At 58.5% G+C, this 24,254-nt stretch carries 22 protein-coding genes; 9 read left to right on the top strand and 13 right to left on the bottom strand.

The window, feature by feature from the left end; translation table 11 throughout:
- Positions 1 to 31 precede the first annotated feature (31 nt).
- Positions 32 to 2,179, top strand: coding sequence for a polyribonucleotide nucleotidyltransferase (pnp, locus tag ACTG20_RS18285; RefSeq protein WP_005338796.1), 2,148 nt, complete (start codon positions 32 to 34; stop codon positions 2,177 to 2,179).
- Between the two features lie 98 nt (positions 2,180 to 2,277).
- On the opposite strand, the gene ACTG20_RS18280 is transcribed toward pnp, so the two are convergent.
- The 11 genes from ACTG20_RS18280 to ACTG20_RS18230 all read right to left on the bottom strand — a co-directional run bounded on the left by ACTG20_RS18280 (position 2,278) and on the right by ACTG20_RS18230 (position 14,512).
- Positions 2,278 to 3,336, bottom strand: coding sequence for a protein-glutamate methylesterase/protein-glutamine glutaminase (locus ACTG20_RS18280; protein ID WP_005338795.1), 1,059 nt, complete (start codon positions 3,334 to 3,336; stop codon positions 2,278 to 2,280).
- Positions 3,333 to 3,824, bottom strand: a complete 492-nt coding sequence (gene cheD, locus ACTG20_RS18275; RefSeq protein WP_005349556.1) for a chemoreceptor glutamine deamidase CheD — start codon at positions 3,822 to 3,824, stop codon at positions 3,333 to 3,335. The genes ACTG20_RS18280 and cheD overlap by 4 nt, the downstream gene beginning before the upstream one ends.
- Before the next feature lie 3 nt (positions 3,825 to 3,827).
- Complete coding sequence (locus ACTG20_RS18270; protein WP_005349557.1) at positions 3,828 to 4,631, bottom strand: CheR family methyltransferase; 804 nt, start codon at positions 4,629 to 4,631, stop codon at positions 3,828 to 3,830.
- Positions 4,632 to 4,688: 57 nt separating this feature from the next.
- Positions 4,689 to 6,443: a methyl-accepting chemotaxis protein gene (locus ACTG20_RS18265; RefSeq protein ID WP_194496587.1), complete on the bottom strand. Its 1,755-nt coding sequence runs from the start codon at positions 6,441 to 6,443 to the stop codon at positions 4,689 to 4,691.
- 43 nt (positions 6,444 to 6,486) lie between these two features.
- The gene (locus ACTG20_RS18260) at positions 6,487 to 7,056 is read right to left on the bottom strand and encodes a chemotaxis protein CheW (RefSeq protein WP_194496586.1); all 570 of its coding nucleotides are present in this window, start codon (positions 7,054 to 7,056) and stop codon (positions 6,487 to 6,489) included.
- A gap of 12 nt (positions 7,057 to 7,068) precedes the next feature.
- Positions 7,069 to 8,994, bottom strand: a complete 1,926-nt coding sequence (locus ACTG20_RS18255; RefSeq protein WP_194496585.1) for a HAMP domain-containing methyl-accepting chemotaxis protein — start codon at positions 8,992 to 8,994, stop codon at positions 7,069 to 7,071.
- Between the two features lie 10 nt (positions 8,995 to 9,004).
- Positions 9,005 to 11,215: a chemotaxis protein CheA gene (locus ACTG20_RS18250; RefSeq protein WP_194496584.1), complete on the bottom strand. Its 2,211-nt coding sequence runs from the start codon at positions 11,213 to 11,215 to the stop codon at positions 9,005 to 9,007.
- A gap of 22 nt (positions 11,216 to 11,237) precedes the next feature.
- Positions 11,238 to 11,564, bottom strand: a complete 327-nt coding sequence (locus tag ACTG20_RS18245; protein ID WP_194496583.1) for an STAS domain-containing protein — start codon at positions 11,562 to 11,564, stop codon at positions 11,238 to 11,240.
- Positions 11,565 to 11,577: 13 nt separating this feature from the next.
- On the bottom strand, positions 11,578 to 11,946 hold the full coding sequence (locus ACTG20_RS18240) for a response regulator (protein ID WP_005338778.1): 369 nt from the start codon (positions 11,944 to 11,946) through the stop codon (positions 11,578 to 11,580).
- 9 nt (positions 11,947 to 11,955) lie between these two features.
- Positions 11,956 to 13,170, bottom strand: a complete 1,215-nt coding sequence (locus ACTG20_RS18235; RefSeq protein ID WP_194496582.1) for a methyl-accepting chemotaxis protein — start codon at positions 13,168 to 13,170, stop codon at positions 11,956 to 11,958.
- Between the two features lie 253 nt (positions 13,171 to 13,423).
- A complete protein-coding gene (locus tag ACTG20_RS18230) occupies positions 13,424 to 14,512 on the bottom strand; it encodes a ketoacyl-ACP synthase III (protein ID WP_194496581.1) in 1,089 nt (362 codons plus the stop codon).
- 227 nt (positions 14,513 to 14,739) lie between these two features.
- On the opposite strand from ACTG20_RS18230, the gene ACTG20_RS18225 reads away from it, so the two are divergent.
- The 3 genes from ACTG20_RS18225 (at position 14,740) to ACTG20_RS18215 (ending at position 18,375) form a co-directional block, all read left to right on the top strand.
- Positions 14,740 to 15,681 carry a LysR family transcriptional regulator gene (locus ACTG20_RS18225; protein ID WP_194496580.1) on the top strand — a complete coding sequence of 314 codons (942 nt, stop codon included), beginning with the start codon at positions 14,740 to 14,742 and terminating at the stop codon, positions 15,679 to 15,681.
- 128 nt (positions 15,682 to 15,809) lie between these two features.
- Positions 15,810 to 16,418, top strand: a complete 609-nt coding sequence (locus ACTG20_RS18220; RefSeq protein ID WP_042080663.1) for a LysE family translocator — start codon at positions 15,810 to 15,812, stop codon at positions 16,416 to 16,418.
- A 97-nt stretch (positions 16,419 to 16,515) separates the two neighbouring features.
- A complete protein-coding gene (locus ACTG20_RS18215; RefSeq protein ID WP_194496579.1) occupies positions 16,516 to 18,375 on the top strand; it encodes a peptidase U32 family protein in 1,860 nt (619 codons plus the stop codon).
- Between the two features lie 66 nt (positions 18,376 to 18,441).
- On the opposite strand, the gene ACTG20_RS18210 is transcribed toward ACTG20_RS18215, so the two are convergent.
- Together ACTG20_RS18210 and ACTG20_RS18205 are read right to left on the bottom strand one after the other, a co-directional pair.
- Positions 18,442 to 18,915: a methylated-DNA--[protein]-cysteine S-methyltransferase gene (locus tag ACTG20_RS18210; protein ID WP_194496578.1), complete on the bottom strand. Its 474-nt coding sequence runs from the start codon at positions 18,913 to 18,915 to the stop codon at positions 18,442 to 18,444.
- Complete coding sequence (locus ACTG20_RS18205; RefSeq protein ID WP_194496577.1) at positions 18,912 to 20,456, bottom strand: AlkA N-terminal domain-containing protein; 1,545 nt, start codon at positions 20,454 to 20,456, stop codon at positions 18,912 to 18,914. The genes ACTG20_RS18210 and ACTG20_RS18205 overlap by 4 nt, the downstream gene beginning before the upstream one ends.
- 411 nt (positions 20,457 to 20,867) lie before the next feature.
- Between ACTG20_RS18205 and ACTG20_RS18200 the strand changes: the two genes are divergently transcribed.
- From ACTG20_RS18200 to ACTG20_RS18180, 5 genes are read left to right on the top strand one after another with little or no spacing between them, the layout of a single operon-like run.
- On the top strand, positions 20,868 to 21,257 hold the full coding sequence (locus ACTG20_RS18200) for a type IV pilin protein (protein WP_005343572.1): 390 nt from the start codon (positions 20,868 to 20,870) through the stop codon (positions 21,255 to 21,257).
- Position 21,258: 1 nt separating this feature from the next.
- Positions 21,259 to 21,678 carry a GspH/FimT family pseudopilin gene (locus tag ACTG20_RS18195; protein WP_005349592.1) on the top strand — a complete coding sequence of 140 codons (420 nt, stop codon included), beginning with the start codon at positions 21,259 to 21,261 and terminating at the stop codon, positions 21,676 to 21,678.
- A complete protein-coding gene (locus tag ACTG20_RS18190) occupies positions 21,675 to 22,067 on the top strand; it encodes a type IV pilus modification PilV family protein (RefSeq protein WP_005338749.1) in 393 nt (130 codons plus the stop codon). Before ACTG20_RS18195 ends, ACTG20_RS18190 begins: the two co-directional genes overlap by 4 nt.
- The gene (locus ACTG20_RS18185; protein WP_005338746.1) at positions 22,061 to 22,621 is read left to right on the top strand and encodes a PilW family protein; all 561 of its coding nucleotides are present in this window, start codon (positions 22,061 to 22,063) and stop codon (positions 22,619 to 22,621) included. The genes ACTG20_RS18190 and ACTG20_RS18185 overlap by 7 nt, the downstream gene beginning before the upstream one ends.
- The gene (locus ACTG20_RS18180; protein ID WP_194496576.1) at positions 22,618 to 24,237 is read left to right on the top strand and encodes a DUF7305 domain-containing protein; all 1,620 of its coding nucleotides are present in this window, start codon (positions 22,618 to 22,620) and stop codon (positions 24,235 to 24,237) included. The genes ACTG20_RS18185 and ACTG20_RS18180 overlap by 4 nt, the downstream gene beginning before the upstream one ends.
- Positions 24,238 to 24,254: the final 17 nt, after the last annotated feature.

Genomic DNA, 24,254 nt, shown 5'->3' with positions numbered 1-24,254 from the left:
TAAAGAGCCAAATTGTAAAAAGGAAATTCACGTGAATCCTATTGTAAAGTCATTCCAGTACGGTCAACACACCGTCACTCTGGAAACCGGTGTGATGGCCCGTCAAGCCACTGCGGCCGTTATGGTCAGCATGGACGATACCTGCGTATTTGTGACCGTAGTCGGCAAGAAAGAGGCCGATCACGGCCGTGATTTCTTCCCGCTGACCGTCAACTACCAGGAGCGTACCTATGCTGCTGGTCGTATCCCGGGTGGTTTCTTCCGTCGTGAAGGCCGTCCGAGCGAAGGCGAGACCCTCATCTCCCGTCTGATCGACCGTCCTATTCGTCCGCTGTTCCCGGAAGGCTTCCTCAATGAGGTTCAGGTCGTTGCGACCGTAATGTCCGTGAATCCGGCCGTATCCCCCGACATCGTTGCCATGATCGGTGCCTCTGCTGCACTGGCCATCTCCGGTATCCCGTTTGGCGGCCCGATCGGTGCTGCTCGCGTGGGTTACATGAACGGTCAGTATGTGCTGAACCCGACCACCACCGAACTGCCGCAGAGCGATTTGGATCTGGTGGTTGCCGGTACTGCCAACGCGGTACTGATGGTTGAGTCCGAAGCGGCCATCCTCTCCGAAGAGGTAATGCTGGGTGCCGTTGTGTACGGTCACGAGCAGATGCAGACCGTGATCAATGCGATCAACGAGTTTGCCGCTGCCGTCGGCACCAAGCCGTGGGACTGGACTCCGCCTGCCGTCAACGAAGCGCTGAAAGCCAAGGTTGCCGAGCTGGCGAGCGCCGAACTGGGTGAAGCCTACCGCATCACCGAGAAGGCAGTTCGTTACGAAACCATCGCGGCCATCAAGGGTCGTGTGGTTGAGCAAGTTATCGCTTCCGGCGTGGAAGAAGATGCCAAGAAGATCGGCGAAGAGTTCCACAGCCTGGAAAGCCGCATCGTTCGTGGTCGCGTAGTACGTGGTGAGCCGCGTATCGATGGTCGCGATCCGGAAATGATCCGCGCCCTGAGCGTAGGTACCGGTATTCTGCCCCGTGCCCACGGTTCTGCCCTGTTCACCCGTGGTGAAACTCAGGCCATCGTGGTCGCCACTCTGGGTACCGAGCGTGACGCCCAGAACATCGACGAGCTGACCGGCAACCGTGCCGATCGCTTCATGCTGCACTACAACTTCCCGCCATACTGTGTCGGTGAGACCGGCATGATGGGTAGCCCGAAGCGTCGTGAAATCGGTCACGGCCGTCTGGCCAAGCGCGGCGTTGCTGCCGTGATGCCGAGCGCCGCCGAGTTCCCGTACGTGGTGCGCGTGGTGTCTGAAATCACCGAATCCAACGGCTCCTCCTCCATGGCGTCTGTCTGTGGTTCCTCTCTGGCGCTGATGGATGCCGGTGTGCCGATCAAGGCCTCCGTTGCCGGTATCGCCATGGGTCTGGTGAAGGAAGAAGAAGGTTTCGTCGTGCTGTCCGACATCTTGGGTGACGAAGATCACCTAGGCGACATGGACTTCAAAGTAGCAGGTACCACCGAAGGTGTGACCGCGCTGCAGATGGACATCAAGATCGAAGGCATCACCAAAGAGATCATGGAGATTGCTCTGAAGCAAGCTCGTGGAGCTCGTCTGCACATCCTGAAAGTGATGGATGAAGCTATCCAGGCTCCGCGTGCCCAGATCTCCGATTTTGCACCGCGTATCCACACCATCAAGATCAATCCTGAGAAGATCAAGGACGTGATCGGTAAGGGTGGTTCCGTGATCCGTGCGCTGACCGAAGAGACCGGCACCAACATCGAGCTGGATGATGACGGTACTGTACGTATCTCCGCCGTGGCCAACGAAGCCGCCATGGAAGCGATCCGTCGCATCGAGGCTATCACCGCCGAGATCGAAGTGAACCGCATCTATGAAGGTAAAGTTGTTCGTCTGGCCGATTTCGGTGCATTCGTCAACATTCTGCCGGGCAAAGATGGTCTGGTACACATCTCCCAGATCACCGACGCTCGCGTGCAGAACGTGGCTGACCACCTGACAATCGGTGACGTGGTCAAGGTGAAGGTACTGGAAGTGGACCGTCAGGGCCGTGTACGTCTCTCCATCAAGGAGGCGAACGCCCCGACCGAAGCGGCTGCACCTGCTGCTGACGCAGCTCCGGCCGCAGAAGAAGCGCCTGCTGCAGAGTAATCTGCTCGCCTGATACCGGATTGGTTCCGGTTGATGTAAAAAGTCCGGCTCCCCTTGGGGAGCCGGACTTTTTTATGCTCAAAACGCGCGATAAGGGATTACTTGCCGAGGATGGCGTATTGCATCTCTTGCAAGGGAAGTACATGACGGGCAGCTCCCAGCTTGATCGCCTCCTTTGGCATGCCGAAGACCACGCAGGATGCCTCATCCTGGGCATAGGTGTTGGCACCCGCATCCAGCATCTCGCGCAATCCCCGGGCACCGTCATCCCCCATGCCGGTCATGATGATGCCGGTGGCATTCTTGCCAGCATATTTGGCGACGGAGCGAAACAGCACATCCACCGAGGGGCGATGGCGGTTGATAAGCGGCCCGTCGACTACCTCGACGTGATAGTAGGCACCGCTGCGTTTGAGCAGCATATGCTTGCCGCCGGGGGCAATCAGCGCCAACCCCGGTATCACCCGGTCATTGTTTCTCGCCTCCCGTACTTCTATCTGGCAGACCCCGTTCAGGCGTTCGGCAAACATGGCGGTAAATTTTTCCGGCATGTGCTGCACGATGACAATGCCGGGGCTGACCCGGGGCAAGGCAGTCAGCACGGCTTCCAGCGCCTGGGTGCCGCCGGTCGAGGTGCCGATGGCGATGAGCCGCTCTGTGGTTTGTGCCATGGCGTGCTGGTTGGGCGCCAGCATGGCATCCGCGTTGAGTTTGGTGCTGACCGGCACAGATGAAGGCTTGCCCACGCGCTTGAGGTTGGCCTGGGCCGCAGCACGTACCGCCATCGCCAGGTCGTGGGCAGATTCTTGCAGAAAGCTTTTTATCCCCATGGTCGGTTTGGTGATGATGTCCACCGCGCCGGCAGCCATTGCCTGCAGGGTGGTCTCGGCCCCCTTTTCGGTGAGGGAGGAGCAGATCACCACCGGGGTTGGATGCTCTGCCATGATCTTGGTGAGAAAGGTGATGCCATCCATACGGGGCATCTCCACATCGAGCACGATGACGTCAGGCCACTCTTTCTTCAGTTTTTCCTGCGCAAACAGGGGATCCGATGCTGTGGCGATCACCCGGATATCAGGCTCCTGCTCCAGCACCGCTTGCAATACCTGTCTGACCACGGCGGAATCATCCACCAGCATGACCCGGATCTGCTTCATTCTCGCGACTCCCGTTGATGTGGCAGACGATGATGGCGGAGCCAGACACTGCCGTTGCTGAGCTCAAAGAGCAAGCTTCGGTGGCCGCTATGGCCAAGATGATGAGCCTTGATATCAAGGCCAAGGTGTCGGGTCAGCTGCCAGGCTGCCTGAATATTTTTGGCGGCGACATTGTTGTCGCTCTGTGCGTATTGAGGCTCGGTAAACATGTTGCCACCCCCGAACAACTTGGCCTCATATTCATGGATGGGGGCGGGATAGTGACTGGCCGCTTGCAGCAGCAAGGCGAGGGCCTCATCGGCATAGCGCCCATCCAGCTTGGTTGAGGGATTGCGCCGACTTGGCAGCATGTAGTGACACATTCCTCCCTGTTTCTGCTCCGGATGCCACAAGGTGATGGCAATACAGGAGCCCAGTACGGTTCTGACCACCACATCCTCCTTGCCAAAAAAGAGCTCTCCCGGTTGCAGGATCACCTCCCGAGTCATGACTTATCTCTTCTGATAGATGGAAGGCGAGACAAGCTGCAGGCCGTGGTGCAGGCCATGCAGGCTCTCGGCGTGGCTCACCAGCAGGTAGCCACCGGGTTTGAGTCTGGGTACCAGCCGCTGCAATACTTGCCCTTTGGTCTCCTTGTTGAAGTAGATCATCACGTTTCTGATGAAGATGACGTCAAACATGCCGATGTCCGGCAGATCCTGATTGAGGTTGATCTGCATGAACTGCACCTTGTCCCGCAACTTGCGATCGATGATGAAGATGCCCTCCTGCAGGCCCACACCCTTGAGGCAATATTTCATCAAAAAGGGCAGTGGAATATTTTGCGCCCGCTCGATGGGGTAGCGCCCGCTCATCGCCTGTTCCAGCACCCGGGACGAGATATCGGAGGCCAGGATCTCCCAGTTGAAGGTGCTGCGTTTTTCCGCGAGGGTCATGGCCAGACTGTAGGGCTCCTCGCCGGATGAGCTGGCAGCGCTCCAGACCCGCAGCGATTGCTCGGGCGGGAGCGCTGAGACTATCTCCCGCGTCAGAAACTCGAAGTGTTTGGGCTCCCTAAAAAAGTAGGTTTCGTTGGTGGTAAGGAGATCAAGCGCCAGCTGCAGTTCGCTGCTGCGATCGTTCATGATGAGCTGGAAATAGTCGTCATAACTATCCAGCTCATAGTGGCAGAGCCGTTTCGCCAGGCGGCTGGCTACCAGCGCCTTCTTGGCTGGAGACAGCTCTATCCCCGCCGTTTGATGGAGCCAGCGTTGGAAACGGGAGAACTCATCATCATGCAGCTGGGTTTGATACAAAAAACTGTCCCTCTACCTGTGTTGTCGGAGATGGGAGAGGCAACGCCTCTCCCATGACTAGAACCGGACAAAATCGCCATCGCCGATGGGGCGTTGGACTGTGGCGCCTCGTTCCCGACTGTTGGCATTGCTCTCGTTCATGAAGCGCCCTCGGGTATTGGGGTGAAGATGCGAGGTGGCTGCTTTACCTTCTTTGGTGTGGGCCTCCAGGGTAAAGAACTCCATGGCCAGCTGCAGCTGTTCAGCCTGGCTGCTCATCTCTTCTGCTGTGGCAGCCAACTCTTCGCTGCAAGAGGCATTCTGCTGGGTAACCTGACTCAACTGGTTCATGGCCTGATTGATTTGGCTGACACCGGTGGATTGCTCTACCGAAGCGGCACTGATCTCCTGCACCAGATCCGAGGTTTTGTTGATTGAAGGAACCATCTGATCCAGCAAACGACCTGCTTTTTCCGCCATCTCGACACTGCTGGAGGCTAGCTCACCAATCTCCTGTGCTGCCACCTGGCTGCGTTCGGCCAGTTTGCGCACCTCCGCCGCCACTACGGCAAAGCCTTTGCCGTGATCGCCTGCCCGCGCGGCTTCGATAGCTGCGTTGAGTGCCAGCAGATTGGTCTGGTAGGCGATGTCATCGATGATGCCAATCCGTCTGGCGATCTGTTTCATTGCATCCACTGTTAGTTTGACCGCTTCTCCTCCCTCTACGGCCTCTTTGGCTGCCTTGCTGGCCATGCCATCGGTGACCTGGGCATTGTCGGTATTCTGGTTGATGCTGGCGCTCATCTGCTCGATGGAGGCGCTGGTCTCCTCCATGCTGGAGGCCTGTTCACTGCTGGATTGGCTGATCGACTGGGCGGTCGCGCTTACCTGCTCGGCGGCACTGGAGAGGTTGTCAGAGGCGCCGCGCACTTCGGTGACGATGTTGGTGAGCGATGCGATGGTCTTGTTGAGCGCATCCTTGGTGGTGCCAAACACGCCGGGATAGTCCGCCTCAATCTGTTGGGTCAGGTCACCTTTTGCCAGACATTGCACGACCCGGATGACGTCGTTGAGTGTGCTGTCGATCACTTCGGCAATCTGGTTGATCCCTTCTCCCATCGCCTGAAAGAAGCCGCTCTTGCCAGCAAGTTCCATCCTGCGGTGCAGCTCGCCATTGATCACGGCCTGCACAATGTCGGACATCTCTTTCTCTATCATCACCTCCTTGGTTCTGTCGGCCCATTCGACTACGGATCCCAACCGTTCACCGGTATCGTTGAAGACCGGATTGGCGATCAGGGAGAAGGTGCGCCCCCCCAGCTGAATCTGGGTACGGTAGGTGCTGTTGAGTTTGGCCAGCATGGCGCGCTGATGGCCGGGATTTTTATGAAAGCTGTCGATGTTGGCGCCCATCAGCTGATTGGCGTTGAAGCTGTATAGCTCTTTCTTGATGTCGGTCTCAGCCTGATTGAGCATGCCGGTCACAGCCTCGTTCATATAGATAATGTCGAGGTTGGTATCGGCAATCATCACGTTGGTGCTGGCGCAGTCGAGGGCTTTGCGAACCAGCTGGTTCTCATGGAGCAACATCTGGTTCTTTTTAATGTCGTTGCGGCTCTGTTCCAGCTTGTCACTGAGCAAGGTGACCACCTCGTTGATGGCATGTCCTACTTCACGCAAGGGGCTATCCATACCGGAAAGATCGAGTGGTGCTGGAACCTGCTCTGCCAGGACTGCGTGTTGCAGCTGGCCGATTGCGTCGAGTAACTGGGTCCGCTGCCTCACTTCGGTGGCATTGTCTCCGAAGAGTTTTCCTAAGAGTGATTGGGTCATGAGCGTTTCCTTATGCTGCATGTCGTGGAGTATGGAGGCCTGCTCAGGAGGGTTGCAGGTTGCCTTGTGGCAACCTTGCCTGTGGCTGGGCCAGTTCGTTGAGTTGAGCCATCTCATCGAGTGACAACACTTTCCCGGTATCGATGAGGATGACGAATTTGCCGTTGACCTTGCCCATGCCGCTGATGAAATCGGCCCGGATGCGGGCACCAAAACTGGGTGGGGGCTCGATATCTACTTGTGGGATACCCAGTACTTCCGATACGGAATCCACCACAACGCCAATATCCTGACCTACAGGTTCATCGCCCTGCGGGGCCATCCCCTCAATAATGACGATGCAACTGCGGCGAGTGATGACCGAAGGTGCATTGCCAAAGCGGGCATTCAAGTCTACGACCGACACTACCGCTCCTCTGAGGTTGATTACGCCACGAATAAAACCCGGCATCATTGGAACCGGAGTGATATTGCCGTATTCGATGATCTCTTTGACCCCCAGAATATTGATGGCGAACATCTCGTTGTTGATCAGAAATGTCAGGTACTGGGCATCGCCACTGCTCTCGTCAGCGGCCGCTGTTGGCACCGCGATGTCGGTGGATGTATGCATGGTCGCCTCCGGTTAAAAGCGGACAAAATCCGCGTCATCAATGGAATGGGATGATGGTTGATTGGGCTGGCTGGCCCGTTGTGGGGGGGCGATGAAACTGCCTCTGGGGGGAATGCCCTTGTGGCCGGTTTCATGGGGCCTGGTGTTGAGCTGCGCACTTTTTTCCAGAGCAAAAAAGGCCATGGTTTGCTGAAGTTCGCTGGCTTGTGAGCTCATCTCTTCGGCCGTGGCCGCCAGCTCCTCGCTGCTGGCCGCATTCTGTTGTGTCACCTGATTAAGCTGGTTCATGGCCAGACTGATCTGGTTGGCTGCACTGGCTTGTTCACCTGAGGCGGCATTGATCTCTTGTACCAAGTCAGAAGTTTTGCGAATGGAGGGGACGATCCTCTCCAGCAGGTTGCCAGCCCGCTCTGCCTTGCTGACGCTGTCGGAGGAGAGCTCGCCAATCTCCTGCGCAGCGATCTGGCTGCGCTCTGCCAGCTTTCTCACCTCGGCAGCAACCACCGCGAAGCCTTTGCCATGCTCTCCGGCGCGAGCCGCCTCAATGGCGGCGTTGAGGGCAAGCAGGTTGGTCTGGTAGGCAATGTCGTCGATGATGCTGACTTTCTTGGCGATTTGCTGCATGGCGGTCACCGTCTGTTGAACGGATTGGCCCCCTTCGGTGGCCTCCAGCACCGAGTTGCTGGCCATGCTGTCGGTGATCTTGGCGTTCTCGGTGTTCTGATTGATGCTGGCGCTCATCTGCTCGATAGAGGCGCTGGTCTCTTCAACGCTGGCCGCTTGCTCGCTGGTGGCTTGGCTCAATGCCTGCGCCGTGTTGCTCACCTGATTGGAGGCATTGGTCAGGTTGTCGGCAGCGTTGCGTACCTCTTCGATGATATTGGTCAGCGCAGTGATGGTCCGGTTGAGGCCGTCTTTGGTCTGGCCGAAAATACCTGGGTAGGGCTCATCGATCCGTTGGGTCAGATCCCCCTTGGAGAGCGCGGTGGCGATGCGCATCACATCTTCCAGGCTGGTATCTGTCACATGGGAGAGGCGATTCAGCAGCTCGGATACCCGCTTGATATATCCCTGACGATCCTCCAGCGCAATCTTGTGGCTGAAGTCGCCCTGTTCGACAGCTGCGGTGACCAAGGTCTCGATATCCGTGATCAAGGCACCCAGTTTCTTGACCATGTTATCCATCGCCATCAAGAGCTGACCCGCTTCATCGTTGGACTCTATCCGGATCGATACATCCAGATTGCCCTCAGCCAGACTATTGGCCACGCGTAGAGCCTGTTCGATGGGGGTGATGATGTTTTTGATCAGCAGGGTGCCAAACCAGGCTGCGAGTGCGATGCCGACCGCGATAACCACCGCCATGGTTATCAGCATTACGTCATACCAGGATTGCGCTGCGGTATATTCCGACTTGGCCACATTGAGCTGCAGGTTAACCAGCTCGGTGATTTTGTTGCCTATCGGGTCGATGGAGCCATAGAGGGCACCGTCAAAATTGTTCAGCATGCCAGTAATCATGCCGTGCTGGGTGGCGAGGTATTTCTCCAGCTTGCCAATATCGGTATCGGCCGCGTTGAACAGGGTTGTCGCCTCGGCTGACAAACGCTGTTCATCCGGTGTGAGAGTTGTGGACTGGTAGTGATGCCACTCGTTTTTGATTGTCTGCTGGGCCTGTTGTATCTGCTTCAAAGCCTCTTCTGCCGGGATCAGCCCCGCATTGGCCTTGTTGAGGTTGTCGATGATCGAGACGGCATAACTGTCGGAGATAGTCTTCAGCTGCTTGAGGGGAACCACTCTGTCGTTGTAAACGCGCTGCAACCCGGTATTGCTGATCTGCATGTTGTATAACCCGAGGCTGCCAACGGCCAGCAGCAGCAGGCAGAGCATGCAGAGCAGTACGATAAGACGCAATTTGATGGTGGAATTTTTTAACATGATGGTCCCCTCAGTTGATGCTGGATTGAGGCAGGTTGCGCGACACTGTCAACCTGTTGAGCTGACAGGATTCCTGAGTGATTGCGTGCTGGATCAGCGAAGGAATGTCGAGGATCAGGGCGACCTCTCCCCCCCCCAGAATGGTTGAACCACTAATGCCCTGCAGACGCTGAAACAATTTCCCCAACGGTTTGATGACGGTCTGGAATTCTCCCAGCAGTTCATCCACCACCAGTCCGGATTTTTTGCCTGCATGGCTGACCACGACAATGTTCTCGCGCCTCCCTTTGCTGCCATTGGTATCGAAGTAGTGTTGCAGGCGGATAAAGGGCAGCACCTCGCCACGCAAATTGATGTAATTGCGACCCTGGGTATCGGACAGTGCACTCTGGGTCAATTCAACGCACTCGATCACCATATCGAGTGGAATGACGTAGTGGGTGTCGCAGACTCGCACCAGGAAGCCGTCGATGATGGCAAGGGTGAGCGGCAGGCGGATCTGCACACGGGTTCCTTTTCCCGGGATGCTGTCCAGATCGACCGTGCCGCGCAGGGCAGTGATGTTGCGTTTGACGACATCCATGCCCACCCCGCGACCGGAGAGGTTGGTTATCGCCTCGGCGGTAGAGAACCCCGGCTCGAAGATCAGGTTGTATATCTCCTGATCCGTCAGCGTGGTGGTTGGGCTGATCAGACCGCGCTCGATGGCTTTTTGCTGGATCCTGGCTTTGTTGAGACCTGCGCCGTCATCCCGAATTTCGATGACGATACTGTTGGAGTCGTGATAGGCATTGAGATTCAGGGTGCCACGGGGGGGTTTGCCTGCCAGCAGCCGTTGCTCTGCCGATTCGATGCCATGATCCATCGAGTTTCTGACCAGATGCATCAGCGGATCGCCGATCTTCTCTACCACCGATTTGTCCAGTTCAGTCTCGGCTCCGGAGATCACCAGGGTGATATCCTTGTTCAGCTCCTGACTGACATCGCGCACTACCCGTTGGAAGCGGTTGAAGGTATCGCCGATAGGCACCATTCGCAGGCGCAGTGCACTGTCGCGGATCTCTTCCACCAGCATGGCAATGATCGAGGTGGCTTCCTGCAGCTGGCTTTCGCAGGTGCGTTGGGCCAGCAGATTGGCTCCTGAACTGGCGACTACCAGCTCCCCGACCAGATTGATTAGATCGTCCAGCTTGTCGGCATGCACCCTGACGTAACGGCCCTCTTTGCTCTTGCTCTCTTTGGTCTGATTCTGTTTTTTCAGGGCGGCATCGACGACGGCTTCGTTGACGGCACCCTGCGCAATCAGGATCTCTCCGAGTTTGGGCGCTTGCTCTGCCGGGGTCGCTTGTTGTGCCTGCAGACCGCTTGCTAACTCCTCTGCAGTCAGGGCGCCGGTGTTGACCAGCAACTGGCCCAGCATGGCGCTATCTTCCGGTAGCGACTCGATCAGGTTGATGAACTCGGCGATCTTGCTGTGGGGCGGCAAGATGGTGATCTGGCAGTCATCTCTAACAAATTCAAAAACATCGCTGATGGCTGCCTTGTCTGCCTGCGAGTCGAAGTCTATCTCGTAGCCTAGGTAGCAATTCTCCGGATCGAACTGCTCCCAATCCGGTAACGCCTGATGGATGGTCTCCACCGAGCATATGGTTCCGAGGGTGCCGAGATAGCGCAGAAATGCGGCCGGATCCATGCCATTGCGCAGCACATCGGGGCCAAAACGCAGGGAGATATGCCACAGGGAGGCGGAGCTGGTAATTCCTCCCTCTTTTTCGATCTTGGGTTCCGGCGTATGCACAGTATCTGGCAGCGTGGCATGGGGGACGCACTGATGACGGGTGAGGGTGAGCCTCAGCCGTTCATCTTGGTTGGCATCGCCATCGCTTAACGTGCTGCCCTGTTCTGCAACGACACTGATGAGCGTCTGGATGTGGTCACAGCTCTCCAGCAGATCCTTGATCAGAGGAGAGGTGACGGTGAGCTGCTGATTGCGGATCTGGTCGAGCAGATCCTCAACGATATGGGTAAACCCGACGATGGGTTGCAGACCAAACAGGCCAGCCGACCCTTTGATGGTATGAGCAGCACGGAAGATGGCACCAATCAGCTCGCTATTGTCAGGGTCAGATTCCAGTGATAGCAGGGCTGACTCCATCTCTTCAAGCAACTCGCGTGCCTCGGCGATATAGGTTTGTAAAGCCTGATCAAGATCGATGCTCACGGTGACTCCTTGTCATGGTAGCTCAGGGCCGTTCGCCATGGGTGATGAGGGTGGGGTCGCCAAAAAAGGCCGAGAGTTGGTAGAGCTCCAGCAGTTCAAGCACAACATGGCTGTGCCAGACCAGCGCCAGGGAGGTGCCCTGCTGCAGAGCGGTCTTCTTCGCTGCCAGCAGCAGTTGCAGCCCGGCACTGTCTATCTCGGATACCGCCGCCAGATTCAGCTCCAGTTCGTTCCCCTGATGCAATAAGGGCGAGAGATCATCTTTCAGCTCGCTGACTGTATAAATGGTGATCTCGTCCGGCATGGTCACCACCACCTTGTTGTCGAGTAGCTCACTCTGTAGTTGCATGATGCACTCCGGATCACGGCATGATGAGCTTGGCGACTGCGGCCAGCATCTGTTCGGGCTGGAAGGGTTTGACCACCCAAGCTTTGGCTCCTGCGGCTTGTCCCTCCTGCTTCTTGCTGTCCTGAGACTCGGTGGTCAGCATGATGACAGGGGTAAATTTGTAGTTGGCCAGCTTTTTGGCCTCTTTGACGAAGGTGATGCCATCCATGTTCGGCATGTTGACGTCACTGATGATCAGGTTGATCTTCTTGCCATCTAGTTTGTTGAGCGCATCTTTGCCGTCAGAGGCTTCCATGACCTCATAACCGGCTCCCTTGAGGGTCATGCCCACGACTTGGCGAATAGTTGCCGAGTCATCCACGATCAGGATCGTTTTGCCCATATCTCTCTCCTAGAAAAATGTGATGTCGGCGCTGCTTGGTTGCGCGTTGACAGAACGGGTGGTGCGACCATGGTGAATATTGCGCTGTTCGTCGGTGGCGTATGAGAGTTCCATCTCTGCCAGCCAGCGATTGGCATCGATCTGGATTGGCCCTGTCGCATTGCTGCTCTGCTCCGAAGCAACCAGATGGCTGGAGAGGCTCTCCATGTTTTGTCTGACGTGGCTGAGGATCTGGCTGACCCTGTCTTGAAATTGCAGCGAGACAATGACGCTGGAGATTTCGCGATGGATATCGGTGCTCTCGTTTTGCAGCAGGGAGGCGGATTCCGCCAGGCTGTCAGTGGCATGGCGAAAACGGGCCAGTACCTGCTCAATTGTCTGCTCCGAATTGAGCGCCGAGGCGTGATCCCGTGCGGCAGCATTTTCGGCAATCTGGAAGGCGCGGCCGATAGCAGTATTGATGGTGTCTACCTTGTCGGTCATCTTTTGGGCGGTTTCGCTGGAGAGGCGGGAGAGGTTGCGCACTTCATCAGCGACCACAGCAAAGCCACGACCAGCTTCCCCAGCGCGAGCCGCTTCAATGGCGGCGTTGAGGGCCAGCAGGTTGGTCTGTGAGGCGATTTTGGCCACATCCATGGCCATGGTGTTGAGCTCTATGGTGTAGGTGGTCAGGCTTTTTATCTCACCCAGCATGGCGTCCCGATTGGCCTGGGCGGAGTGCAGGATGGCCACTACCTCATTGAGCTGCTGCTGGCTCTCGCTCAAGACTCCAGCCATGCCACGAGAATTGGCATCACCCAATTCTCCGGCTGCCAGATGAGAAGCATTGACTGCTTCTTCCAGCTTGTTGGCCAAGCCGCTGAAGCGTTGAGTCAGGTCAATCATCGCTGCTTCGGTTTGTTGACGAGAGCTTTCAATTTGCTGGGACCAGATGGGGAGTGCCTTCTCGCACACCTGTTCGAGCCCGATGATGGAGTGGGCGAGAGGATCGGTTGCGACGGTTTGTTCCTCTCTTGCACGATGTCGGAGTGTGTGCTGGTGGAAGTGACTCGATGTCCAGAGCGCGGCGGCAATACCAACCAGCACATTGAGCAGCAGGTAGAGAGGTGACAGCGTATCGGCAAGCTGCAGCAACAGGCAGCTGAGCAGAGCAAGCCCGATGCAGCAAATCCAGCAAACCGGTTCCCAAAGCGGTGTGTTCACGCCACTTTTGTGTTGTGCCATACGTAGCTTATCCCTGTGCAATTATTTGGTAAGAGGTAAAGGCGCGGGACTGCAACAGTCATGGTGCCCCTTGACGCTCTTTTCTTTATTTATAGTTGGCACAATAAGGTTAGCGGAAAAAAATTAATTGGCTGCAAATCGGAGTTGTTTGTATCAGCGATTGCCGTATCAAACGGCTTGCGAAGTGGGGGGCAGAGCTTGGTGGGGATGAAAAGGAGAGAAGGAGCCTGAGGATTCAGGCTCCTGATGAGGATCAAGCCTCGTTGGCGTGGGCCTTCTGACACCCTTCGACGGCGTGAGCAATCAGCTCCAGCGCGCTCTGGTCGCACGGGGGCAGTTCGGCATCGCACGCCTTGATGGGGGTGACGCGATCGCCCCACTTGATGATGGCTGCGCCCCAGGTCAGACCGGCACCGAAAGCGGCGGTCAGCAGATAGGAGTTCGGCTTGACGCGGCCCTGCTCCAGCGCTTCGCACAGGGCGATGGGCACAGTAGCAGCGGAGGTGTTGCCGTAGTTTTCGATGTTGACCATCACCTTCTCCATCGGTGCATTCATCCGTTTGGCGAGGGTCTCGATGATGCGGATATTGGCCTGGTGCGGCACGATCAGATCGACCTGCTCCGGTGCAATACCGGCCTGCGCCAGCACAGTGCTGGTGGCCTCACCCATGCCGCGCACGGCGCGTTTGAAGATCTCCGGCCCTTCGAAGTTGAAGGTGAACAGCCCGTCGATATCGGCAAAACGCACCCGATCGGTACCGAAGTTCGGTACGTGCAGGATCTCACGCGCTTCACTGTCACAGCCCAGCTTGTTGGCGATCAGGCCACACTCCTGCTCGCTTGCCTCGATCACCACGGCACCGGCACCGTCGCCAAACAGCACAGCGGTATCGCGACGGGCCCAGTCCAGCAGATAGGTGAGGCGCTCGGCGCCGATCACCAGAACCTTCTTCATCATACCGGTCTGTACCAGCGAGGTAGCGACCGAGAGGGAGTAGACGAAACCGGTACAGGCGGCGTTGAGGTCAAACACGGCGGCATTGACGGCGCCCAGCTTCTTCTGCACCGCAGAGGCGGCGCTTGGCAGCAGGTTGTCCGGAGTGGCGGTAGCCAGGATGATGCCATCGAGGTCGCTCGCTTCGAGACCAGCACAGGCCAGCGCGCGACGGCCAGCCAGAGTCGCCAGGTCTGAGGTACTGACATGGGAGACCCGACGCTGCTTGATGCCGGTACGGGGATAGATCCACTCATCTGACGTATCCATGATGGTGCTGAGGTCGTCGTTGGTCAGCACGGAGGGGGGCAGGCATTTTCCCCAGCCTGTGATATTGGCGTATTTCATCTTGTTACCGCTTCTCAAAGTGGAGCGCCCCGCGGGCGGAAAATCGTGCAATTATGCCGCACGAGACAACCACTGTCATCTTGTGGTCATGGTTATGTGCAGGGCAAGTGGCTGCGCCATCTGGCCGGAAAGGGTCACAACGTGCTGAACATGGCTGGAAATTTTGCTTAAAACACGGGACTCGTCTGCCCTAAGATAGGCCTTTCCCGACCGATGAGGGTATCTCCTTGCTCAGAGCCAATCTCAACTTGCTGCCCACTCTCAAGGTGCTGCTGGAGACCCGCAATATCAGCCGCGCCGCCGAGCTGCTGCACTTGAGCCAGCCCTCCATCAGCAAGCAGCTTGCCCAGTTGCGCAGCGAGTTTGACGACGAGCTGCTGGTGCGGGAGGGGCAACGCTGGCTGCTGACGCCACGGGCCGAAGCGCTGGCAGCCCAGCTGGCGGATTCTCTCGGGGCGCTGGAGCGGCTCTACGAGGCGCCAGGGTTTGACCCGAGCCGCTGCGAGCGGGTATTTCGGCTCGCCTCTTCCGATTATGTGGCCCAGCATATCCTGCCCGATATCTGCGCCGCGCTCGCCAAAGAGGCGCCGTTGGCGGCGATGGAGTACAGCCTGTGGGACAAACGTCAGCTACCGCAACTGTGGCAGTCCGAGCTTGATCTGGTCTCCACCATCACCGAACAGGTGCCGGATCAGATACGCGGCCTGCATCAGGGGGAAGATCGGCTGGCGGTGTTGATGGGACGTCATCACCCGCTGGCGGGCAAGGCGCTGAGTCTCGATGACTATCTCGCCTGGCCTCACTTGCAGGTGAGTGGGGGAGGCGACAAGGACAGTCCGGTTGAGCAGGTGTTGGCGCCGCAGGGACTGAGTCGGCGCTGGTTTGCCCGAGTCCCCTTCTTTCAGGCGGCGGTGGAGGTGTTGCTGCGCACCGATTGCCTGATGACCACTCCGGCTCATATCGCCTGGCAGCTCTCCTGCGACCATGAGCTCACCTTTGTCGAACTGCCATTTGCTACCCGCGACCAGCAGTATCATCTGCTGTGGCACCAGCGCCACCATCAGGATCCGGCCCACCGCTGGTTTCGCGAGCTGGCCTACCCATTCCTGCGGGATCACCTGCAACGTACCGTCGGCGAGAGTCGCAAGCTGCTCGATCACGGCTGTTAGCCGCAGTCAGTTGTGTGGTGCCATAGCCATTGGTTATGGAATCTATTCATAACTTTCACTACTGGCATAATGGCTCAGCCCGTACCCTGAATGCAGGGCATCATATCGAGCATATAAAGAGGAAAAGCATGGAACTGACGAGTTGGCTGGCACTGGCCGCAATCTGCGTGATGGGCGCCATCAGCCCGGGGCCGAGTCTGGCGCTGATCATCCGAAACACGGTGCAGGGCGGGCAGGGGCATGGCGTCGCCACCGCGCTCGGCCACGGCCTCGGGGTTGGTATCTATGCGCTGGTTACCGCGCTTGGCCTCTCCATTCTGATCACCCAGACCCCGATCCTGTTTGATCTGATCCGCTACGGCGGTGCTGCGTTTCTTGCCTGGCTTGGGGTGAAAGCACTGCTGGCAAAACCAGCCAGTGGTGACGCGAGTGAAGAAGTTCACCAGCTGCGTGGTCGGCAAGGGGCCTTTGAAGGTTTTATGGTGGCCTTCCTCAATCCCCAGCTGGCGGTCTTCTTCATCGCCCTGTTCAGCCAGTTTGTGCGGGCCGATACCGGCTGGAGCGAGGGGGGCATCATGATGCTGACCGCGGGCGGGATCGATGCAGTCTGGTACGTGCTGGTGGCGCTGGTGCTCTCCCGCGGGCCGGTGCTGGCGTGGCTTAAAGCCAAATCCTTTGTGATCGATAAGGTGAGCGGCCTGGTGCTGCTTGGACTGGCACTCAAGGTGGTTATCTAATCCTGCATTTTGCGGATACCTTAAGCGGGATCAAGGCACGGGGGGGGTGAATGGGCTAGAGTAGCGCCCATTTGCTGTCCGCCCTGATCTCTAGACCATGCACCAGAACAAGCACCCGTTAAGCCACAACAACCGGTTGGAGCTGCTGGCTCCGGCCAAGAACCTCGCCTACGGCATCGAAGCCATCAACCATGGCGCCGATGCCGTCTACATGGGCGGCCCTGCCTTTGGCGCCCGCAGTGCGGCGGGCAACTCCATCGAGGATATCGAAGCGCTGGCGCGCCACGCCCACCGTTTCGGCGCCCAGGTCTTTGTCGCCTTCAACACTCTGCTGCACGATCACGAGCTGGAGCAGGCCCGGCGCCTGACCCACCAAATATATGAAGCGGGTGCCGATGCGCTCATCGTGCAGGATATGGGGCTGCTGGCGCTCGATCTGCCACCCATCGCGCTTCATGCCAGTACCCAGACCGACAACCGCACGCCGGAGAAGGTGAAGTTTCTGCAGGATGTGGGTTTCTCTCAGGTGGTGCTGGCGCGCGAACTGTCTCTTGCGCAGATCCGCGAGATCAGTGCAGCGACCAATGTGCAGCTGGAGTTCTTTATCCACGGCGCGCTCTGCGTCTCCTACAGCGGCCAGTGCAACATCAGTCATGCCCGTACCGGTCGCAGTGCCAACCGCGGCGAGTGTGCCCAGCTCTGTCGCCTGCCCTGCTCACTGCAAAAGCCGGACGGTGAAGTGCTGGTGGCCGACAGCCACCTGTTGTCCCTCAAGGATATGGATCAGACCGACAACCTGGAGGCGTTGATCGAGGCGGGGATCCGCTCCTTCAAGATCGAGGGGCGACTCAAGGGGCTCGACTACGTCAAGAACGTCACCGCCTGGTATCGCCAGAAGCTGGACGCCATTCTGGATAGTCGCTCCGATTTGGTGGCTGCCTCTGCGGGTCGTTGCAGCTACGGCTTCACGCCAGATCCCAAGAAGAGCTTCAACCGCGGCAGCACCGATTACTTCCTCCATGGTCGCCAGCAGGGGATCGACTCCACCAAGAGCCCAAAATATGTGGGCGAGCCGCTGGGGCGGGTCACCAAGGTGACCCGTGACGGCATCGAGATCGACGGCAAGCAGGTCAGCCTTAACAACGGCGATGGTCTGGGCTTCTTCAAGCCGAATAACGAGCTGGTGGGAATGCGCCTCAACAAGGTCGAAGGTAAGCAGTTACTCCTGTCAGAACGAATGCCGGGGCTAAAGGTGGGGACAGAAATCTACCGCAACCACGATCAGGCGTTCAGCAAGATGCTGGAGAAGGCGAGCGCGGATCGCCGCATCCGGGTCGATATGGTGCTGGCTGAGTGCGATGAGGGTGTGATCCTCACGCTCACCGACGAGCAGGGCATCAGCGTTGCGGTGACCTTGCCTTGCGACAAGCAGCCTGCCGACAACCCGGAGCGGGCGCTGCAACAGGCGCGGGATCAGCTTGGCAAACTCGGCAATACCCTGTTTGTTGCGCGCAAGATTGAGTTGGCATTCACTCACCCGCTATTTATCGCCGCATCACAGCTCAACGGTTTGCGCCGGGATGGCATCGCTGCACTTGAGGCCGCACGCGTGGCCAGCTACCAGCGCCCCGAGCGACGCATTGCCCTGCGGGATATCAACTATCCCCAGCACCGTCTCTCCTACCTTGGCAATGTGCTGAACAGCGCGGCCGAGCAGTTCTTCCGCGAACACGGGGTGGATCGGATTGCTCCCGCCTATGAGGCTAACAAGGAGGAACGGGAAGTGGTGCTGATGATCACCAAGCATTGCATCCGCTATAGCCAGAACCTCTGCCCGAACGAGGTGCCCGGTCTCAAGGCCGAGCCGCTGGAGCTCAAGATGGGTAAGGACACCTTCCGCCTGCGTTTTGACTGCAACCGCTGCGAAATGCATGTGATGGGCAGCCTGAAACGCTGATCAATGAGCCCCTTTCTCCATCCGGAAAGGGGCAATTTTTATCGCAGGTTCTCTGCCTACCCTCCTTTAATTGCCCCTCTCCAGCGCCAGCAGCGCTTTTTTAATCTCCAATCCCCCCGCATAGCCGGTCAGGCTGCCGTTTTGGCCGATCACCCGATGGCAGGGGACGATGATCGAGAGCGGATTGCGGCCGTTCGCCGAGCCCACAGCCCGCACCGCATCGGGTTTGCCGATGGCGCGGGCAATATCGCTGTAGCTGCGGGTCTCGCCGTAGGGGATGTCGCACAGAGCTTGCCATACCGCCTGCTGAAAGGCGGTGCCACGGGCGGCAAGGGGCAGGGAGAAGCGCTGCAAGTGACCGGCAAAATAGGCGTCAAATTCGGCGAGGAAGGGGGCCAGTGCTCCGTGATCTTGCTGCCAGCCACTCATATCGGGCAGTGCCCGCAGGCCCGCCACAAAGTCCACGTGCACCAGACCGGATTCATTGATGGCAACCAGCAGATCGCCGCAGCGGGTCGGCAGGATATCGTAGCGGATCATGGGGTTATCTCCTGTTGTTGGGTATCTGGCTGTTGTTCGTTGCCAGTGGCACGGAGCAGCAAATCGGGCGCTTCGCTCATGGCGTGCCACAGCCAGCTGGCCGCATAGCTGCGCCATGGCTGCCATGCTGCGCTTTGCGTCAACACCTCCTTCACCGGCAGCTTGGTGCCGCCTCCGAGTGCCTTTTGCAGTACCAGATCGGAGGCGGGGAAGGCATCGGTATCCAGCCCGCAGCGCAGCCGCCAGTAAGAGACCGTCCAGGGGCCTATGCCCGGTAGTGCCAGCAACTGCTCATCACTGGCTGTAGTGAGGGTCAGCTCGCCGCTGGCCAGCGCCTTCGCCACTCCACGCAGGGTACGAATGCGGCTGCCGGGCATGCCGATGCCGTCGAGATCGAGTTCGCACAACTGGGCGGGGGTCGGTAGTTGCGCCACCCCGAATTGCGCCTCGGTGCGCGCCACCAGCCGCCCGAGTATGGTGATGGCCCCCTTGACCGACACCTGCTGGCCGACGATGGCACGCAGCATCACCTCGTATTCGTCCCAGCCACCCGGCAGTCGCACGCCGGGCCAGCGCGCCTGCAAGCGGGCGAGCAGCGGATCCTGACCGAGCAGATCACCGATCCGCTGCATATCGGCATCGAGATCCCACATCCTGCGCACCCGATAGAGCAGATCGGGCAGCGCCGCGAGCGGTAGGTCATGGACAGTAAGCAGCAGGCTGTGCCCCTTGCCCTGCGCGATGCGTACCAGCGCGACCTGATCGCCGACCCGGTAGCGCCGCTCATACACCTCGCCATCTACCAGCTCCAGTCCCGGGATTGCCCGCAGCCGGTAGAACGCCAGCATGGCCGCTACGTCATACGGGGGGCGGTAGGGCAGTTGCAGCGTCAGGGTTGCGCCGCGGGGCTGCGTGCTCATGTGCTCTGGCGCGTCATCGTGCTGCTCCTGTTGGCGCAGGGTGCGTGGGGCCAGCCCGTAGGCGTTGAGCCAGGCGTCATTGAAGCGACGGATGCTGGCAAAGCCAGCGGCAAACGCGATGTCGGTGATGGGTAGCCCGGTTTCAGTCAGCAGTCGTTTCGCGAGCAGCAGGCGGCGTGTCTGCTCCACCTGTTTTGGCGAGGCGCCGAGGTGCTGCTCGAACTGGCGGCGCAGGGTGCGTTCACTTATCCCGGCCTCTTCGGCCAATTCAGAGAGCGAGCCGTCAGCCAGCTCGCCGCGATCGATGCGCGCCAGCAGACGTGCCAGTTCAACCGGCAGATTGCCACGGGCTGCGGGGGCCAGCTCTGGGCGGCAACGCAGGCAGGGTCGCAGCCCATACTGCTCGGCGGCCGCGGCGCTTTGGAAGTAGCGCACATTGTGCTCGTGCGGTGGCCGTGCCGGGCAGACTGGCCGGCAGTAGATGCCGGTCGAGAGCACGCCGGTAAAGAAGCGGCCATCGAAGCGAGCATCGCGGGCGAGCCGTGCGGCGTGACACTGCTCACGGCTGAGGGTGTTGATCACCTCATCTTGTGACGACTCTGGGCTGGGCTTTGCATTCATGGTGTTGGCGGCTTTGCTGGAATAGATGGCAAGAGAGTAAGGGGGCTCGGGGGCCATGACTAGCCAGAAACGGACAGGGATAGCAAAAATTGGCGAAAGGTTTTTTTACTCTTTCATTGCACGGCCGGGTTTCACTCTTCGTCACGCTGTTATTCATATGTCGCGGCTCGACAGAAGGAGGCATAACGGACGGGTCGTAGGCAAGATTTGCTTAGCTTTATTTGCTTAGCGAGATTAGTGGCGGTGAAAACTGCTTAAAAATTAATAATAGATCACATAATTATCTTTTTTACATTGAGTGTGACGATTTAGTGTTGTTCAATCGAGTTAGTTAATTTTTTATGATTATTAAGTCATCGCATTTGCGGCCCAGAGCCGACCAATAACAACAACACTTGCCAAGGATGATAAGTGAACGACTGTAAGGCATGGCCCCATTGCCGGGGGTTTAGTCTGATCGAGTTGTTGATCGCCATGACGGTTGTCAGCATTCTCGCGGCCATCGCGTTGCCAGCGTATCAGGGTTATTTGCAACAGGGACGTCGTTACGAAGCGCAACAGCAATTGCTGGAGCAGGCGCTCGCCCTCGAACGTATCTATACCCAACAGGGCCGTTATCCCGACACGTTTGCCACCCCTTCCAACACGGATTTCTACCAGTTCAGCTACAGCCAGCAAGATGCTGGCGACTACCTGCTTAAAGCCATTCCAACGACGCGACAACAGGATGAGTGCGGCACTCTGACCCTCGATCAGACCGGTTATCGCGCGGCCAATCGCCATGACTGCTGGGGATCATAAGATGAATGTGCGCGGATTTACTCTGATTGAGTTGATGATCACGGTCGGTATAGCCGCCATCTTGCTATTGGTCGGGTTGCCCTCCATGAGTCAGCGCCTCGCGGCCGAACGGCTCGATCGCAGCGCGACCGAACTCGCGTCTGCCTACCGTTTTGCCCGCAGTGAAGCGGTCAAGCTGACCCTGCCGGTGGTATTGCAGGGCACCGAGAACGGTGGCTGGGAGGTGATGGCCGACAGCCAGCGGTTGCGTCAGGCATCAGCTCCCGGTGGCGGCGTGGTGATCAAGCCGTTTGACCCCATCCAGATCGCGCCAACCGGCAGCAGCAGCCACGCCGAGATCATTCTGGCCAATCGCCTCGGTGAGCAGCGGGTGCTCTGCGTGGCCCCGAGCGGCCAGCTGCTGCAAGGGAGCTGCTCATGAGATACGCGGCACTTGCTCGCCAGCAGGGCTTCAATCTGGTGGAGATCATGGTTTCCATGGTGTTGGCGGTGATGGTGTTTCTCGGTCTCGCCAAGGGGCAGGTGGTCTCGTTGCAGCAGGCGCACTACAGCTTGCAGAGCACGCTGGCTACGATCGAGGCGAGCAACAGCGTGGAGCAGATCTGGAGCTCGCTGTGTGAAGTGCAGCGCAAGCCCGAGCGGTTCACCCAGGCCGATTTTCTTGCCCGCTTCACCCTGCAGGATGGCCACCGGCTGGTACTGCCGAACCGTTATAGCGACAACTTTGTGGTCGCTATCGAGTGGCAGGATGAGCGGGTCTCCGGCGCCAAGCGGGTGGAGCTGAACGCAGGATTTCCGCCTTTATGCTGAGCGTCCCCTCACGGCAACGAGGTGTCAGTCTCGTCGAGCTGATGATCTCCATGGTGCTCGGTCTGATGCTGATGCTGGCGATTTTTGCCGGTTACGCCCCGATCAAGAGCACGGTCGAGCAGAGCAAGGCGTTGGAGCAGGCGAACGAAGTGCTGCGCTTTGCCACTCTCACCTTTACCAACAGCATCAAGCAGGCGGATCAGCTGATAGCCGTGACCCCTGATCGCCTGACGCTGGCTTTCAAGGTAGAGGGGGGCAGTCAGGTGCTCTCCTGCCTTGGCAACCAGAAAACCGCCGATTTTACCGAGCAGTACCGCTTCACGCCGCCGGTGCTCAGTTGCGATGACGGAGATGGCCCGCGCCTGTTGCTGGCCCATCTTCAGGATCTTGAATTCGGCCAGCAGGGTGCACTGGTCAATATCCGCATCTTGCCCGAAGGGCTGCCCAGCTATCTGGCACCGGGAGTAGAGGTGCAGGTGGCCCGCCGCAAGGCGGTCTGGGCGGCAGCGTTGGCCACATCCGGTGCCAACGCCACAGCAGGGGGAGCGGGATGAACAAGGGATTGCAGGGGCAGCGGGGAGCCGTACTGCTGGTGGTGCTGGTGGTGAGCCTGCTGTCGAGTCTGCTGGTGTTTACCAGCATTCAGGAGAACCAGTTGCAAACTCGCCTGAGCGGCAATTTTCACAAGAAGATCAATGCGCAGCTCAGTGCCGAGCAGGGGATGAACGAGAGTTATCGTGCCCTGCATCAGGCCCTTGGCGCCGAACCGCGGATAGAGTGGGCTCAGCTGGTGCAGAAGGTGCCAAGCAAGGGCGAAGGGGCCATGGCGGGTAGCCGCTTTAGCATCGAACAGCTGGATGCCTCCGCCGGGAGCAAGCTGGCATTGCAGAGCCATGGCCGCTATTTGGAGGGCAATGCCAGCCTCAACGCGCTGTTTGCCCTCAAGCGCGAGCCCGGCAATCTCATCTTTCAGGATTCGGTGGTGGCGTGTGAAGGGCTGAGCCTCTCCGGTAGCGGTTTTATCGACAGCTATGACTCGCGCAAGGGCAAATATGGCGGCACCAACATTAACCAGAATGCCAAGGTGGCGACCGTCAGTGACAAGGCCAATGTGGTGCTTGACGGCAATTCGCCAATTTGGGGCGATGTGCGGGCAACAGGTACCGTGACCCTCAACGGATCTTCCCCCATCTCCGGCAACGTGAATGCCGGGAGCGACGTCATTATCTCCCCCTCTTCGGACAAGATTGTCCGGGTCTCCGGCAATGTGAAAGGGGGTGGCAGTTTGACCCTGAAAGGGGGGCGCATCGGTGGTCAGGTGGCGGTCAATGGCAATGTCTCCATGGACTGGGGTACCAGTATCGACAGCGGCAAACTCAGTTATGGTGGTGCTGGCTTTTTTAAAGATCAGGCGAACCAGAAGTATCTGGATCCCGAGTATCGCAATGATCCCAAGCTGCCACCTGTGGCCGGGCAGGTGTGTGACCCGCTCAATGTGGCCGCGTTGCCCAAATCGTTCCCCCCTGCAACGCTGCCCATCAATGGCCCCCTGACGCTGGGCGCCACCCAGCAGATGGTGCTGACCACAGATCCCGCCACCGGCTCGGTCACCAGCAGCAACCAGCACAAGCCCGGGCTACCGCTACCCGGCAAGGGGGAGTTGTTTGGCAAGGAGCAGACCATTTATCAGCTCGACAGCCTCAATATGGGGGCCGATGCCAGTCTCATCATCAAGGGGGATGTGGTGCTGCTGATCGACAAGGATTTCACCATGACTGGCAGCAACAAGTTGACGGTGAGCGAGGGGAGCAGCCTGACCCTGATCGTCAGCGGCAAGGTCGATCTCGGGGCCGGTGCAGAGGTGACGGCAGCCAAGCAGGGGCTGACCACTGGCGGTACGCCCGCTATCTCCATCTATTCCGCGTATAGCGGCAAGGATGGGATCAAGCTGTCGGGCAATACCCCGCTCTATGCCGCCCTCTATGCCCCGCTGACCGAGATGAAGATCAGCGGAAGTGGCGGTTTGTACGGGGCGGTGCGTGCCAAGCACCTGACCGAGAGCGGTGCTGGCGGGGTGCATTATGACGAGGCGCTGGGCATGGCAGATTTGGGGGATGAGCAGGGGCCGCCTCCGACACTGGCACTGCGGCAGTGGCACTTTGTACAGTGAGGCTGGCGAGCCGCTAA

The sequence above is a fragment of the Aeromonas sp. 84A genome (assembly GCF_051919345.1).
GTDB lineage: Bacteria > Pseudomonadota > Gammaproteobacteria > Enterobacterales > Aeromonadaceae > Aeromonas > Aeromonas veronii.
The sequence above is the reverse complement of the archived record's forward strand: the minus strand, read 5'-3'. Positions and strand labels throughout refer to the sequence as shown.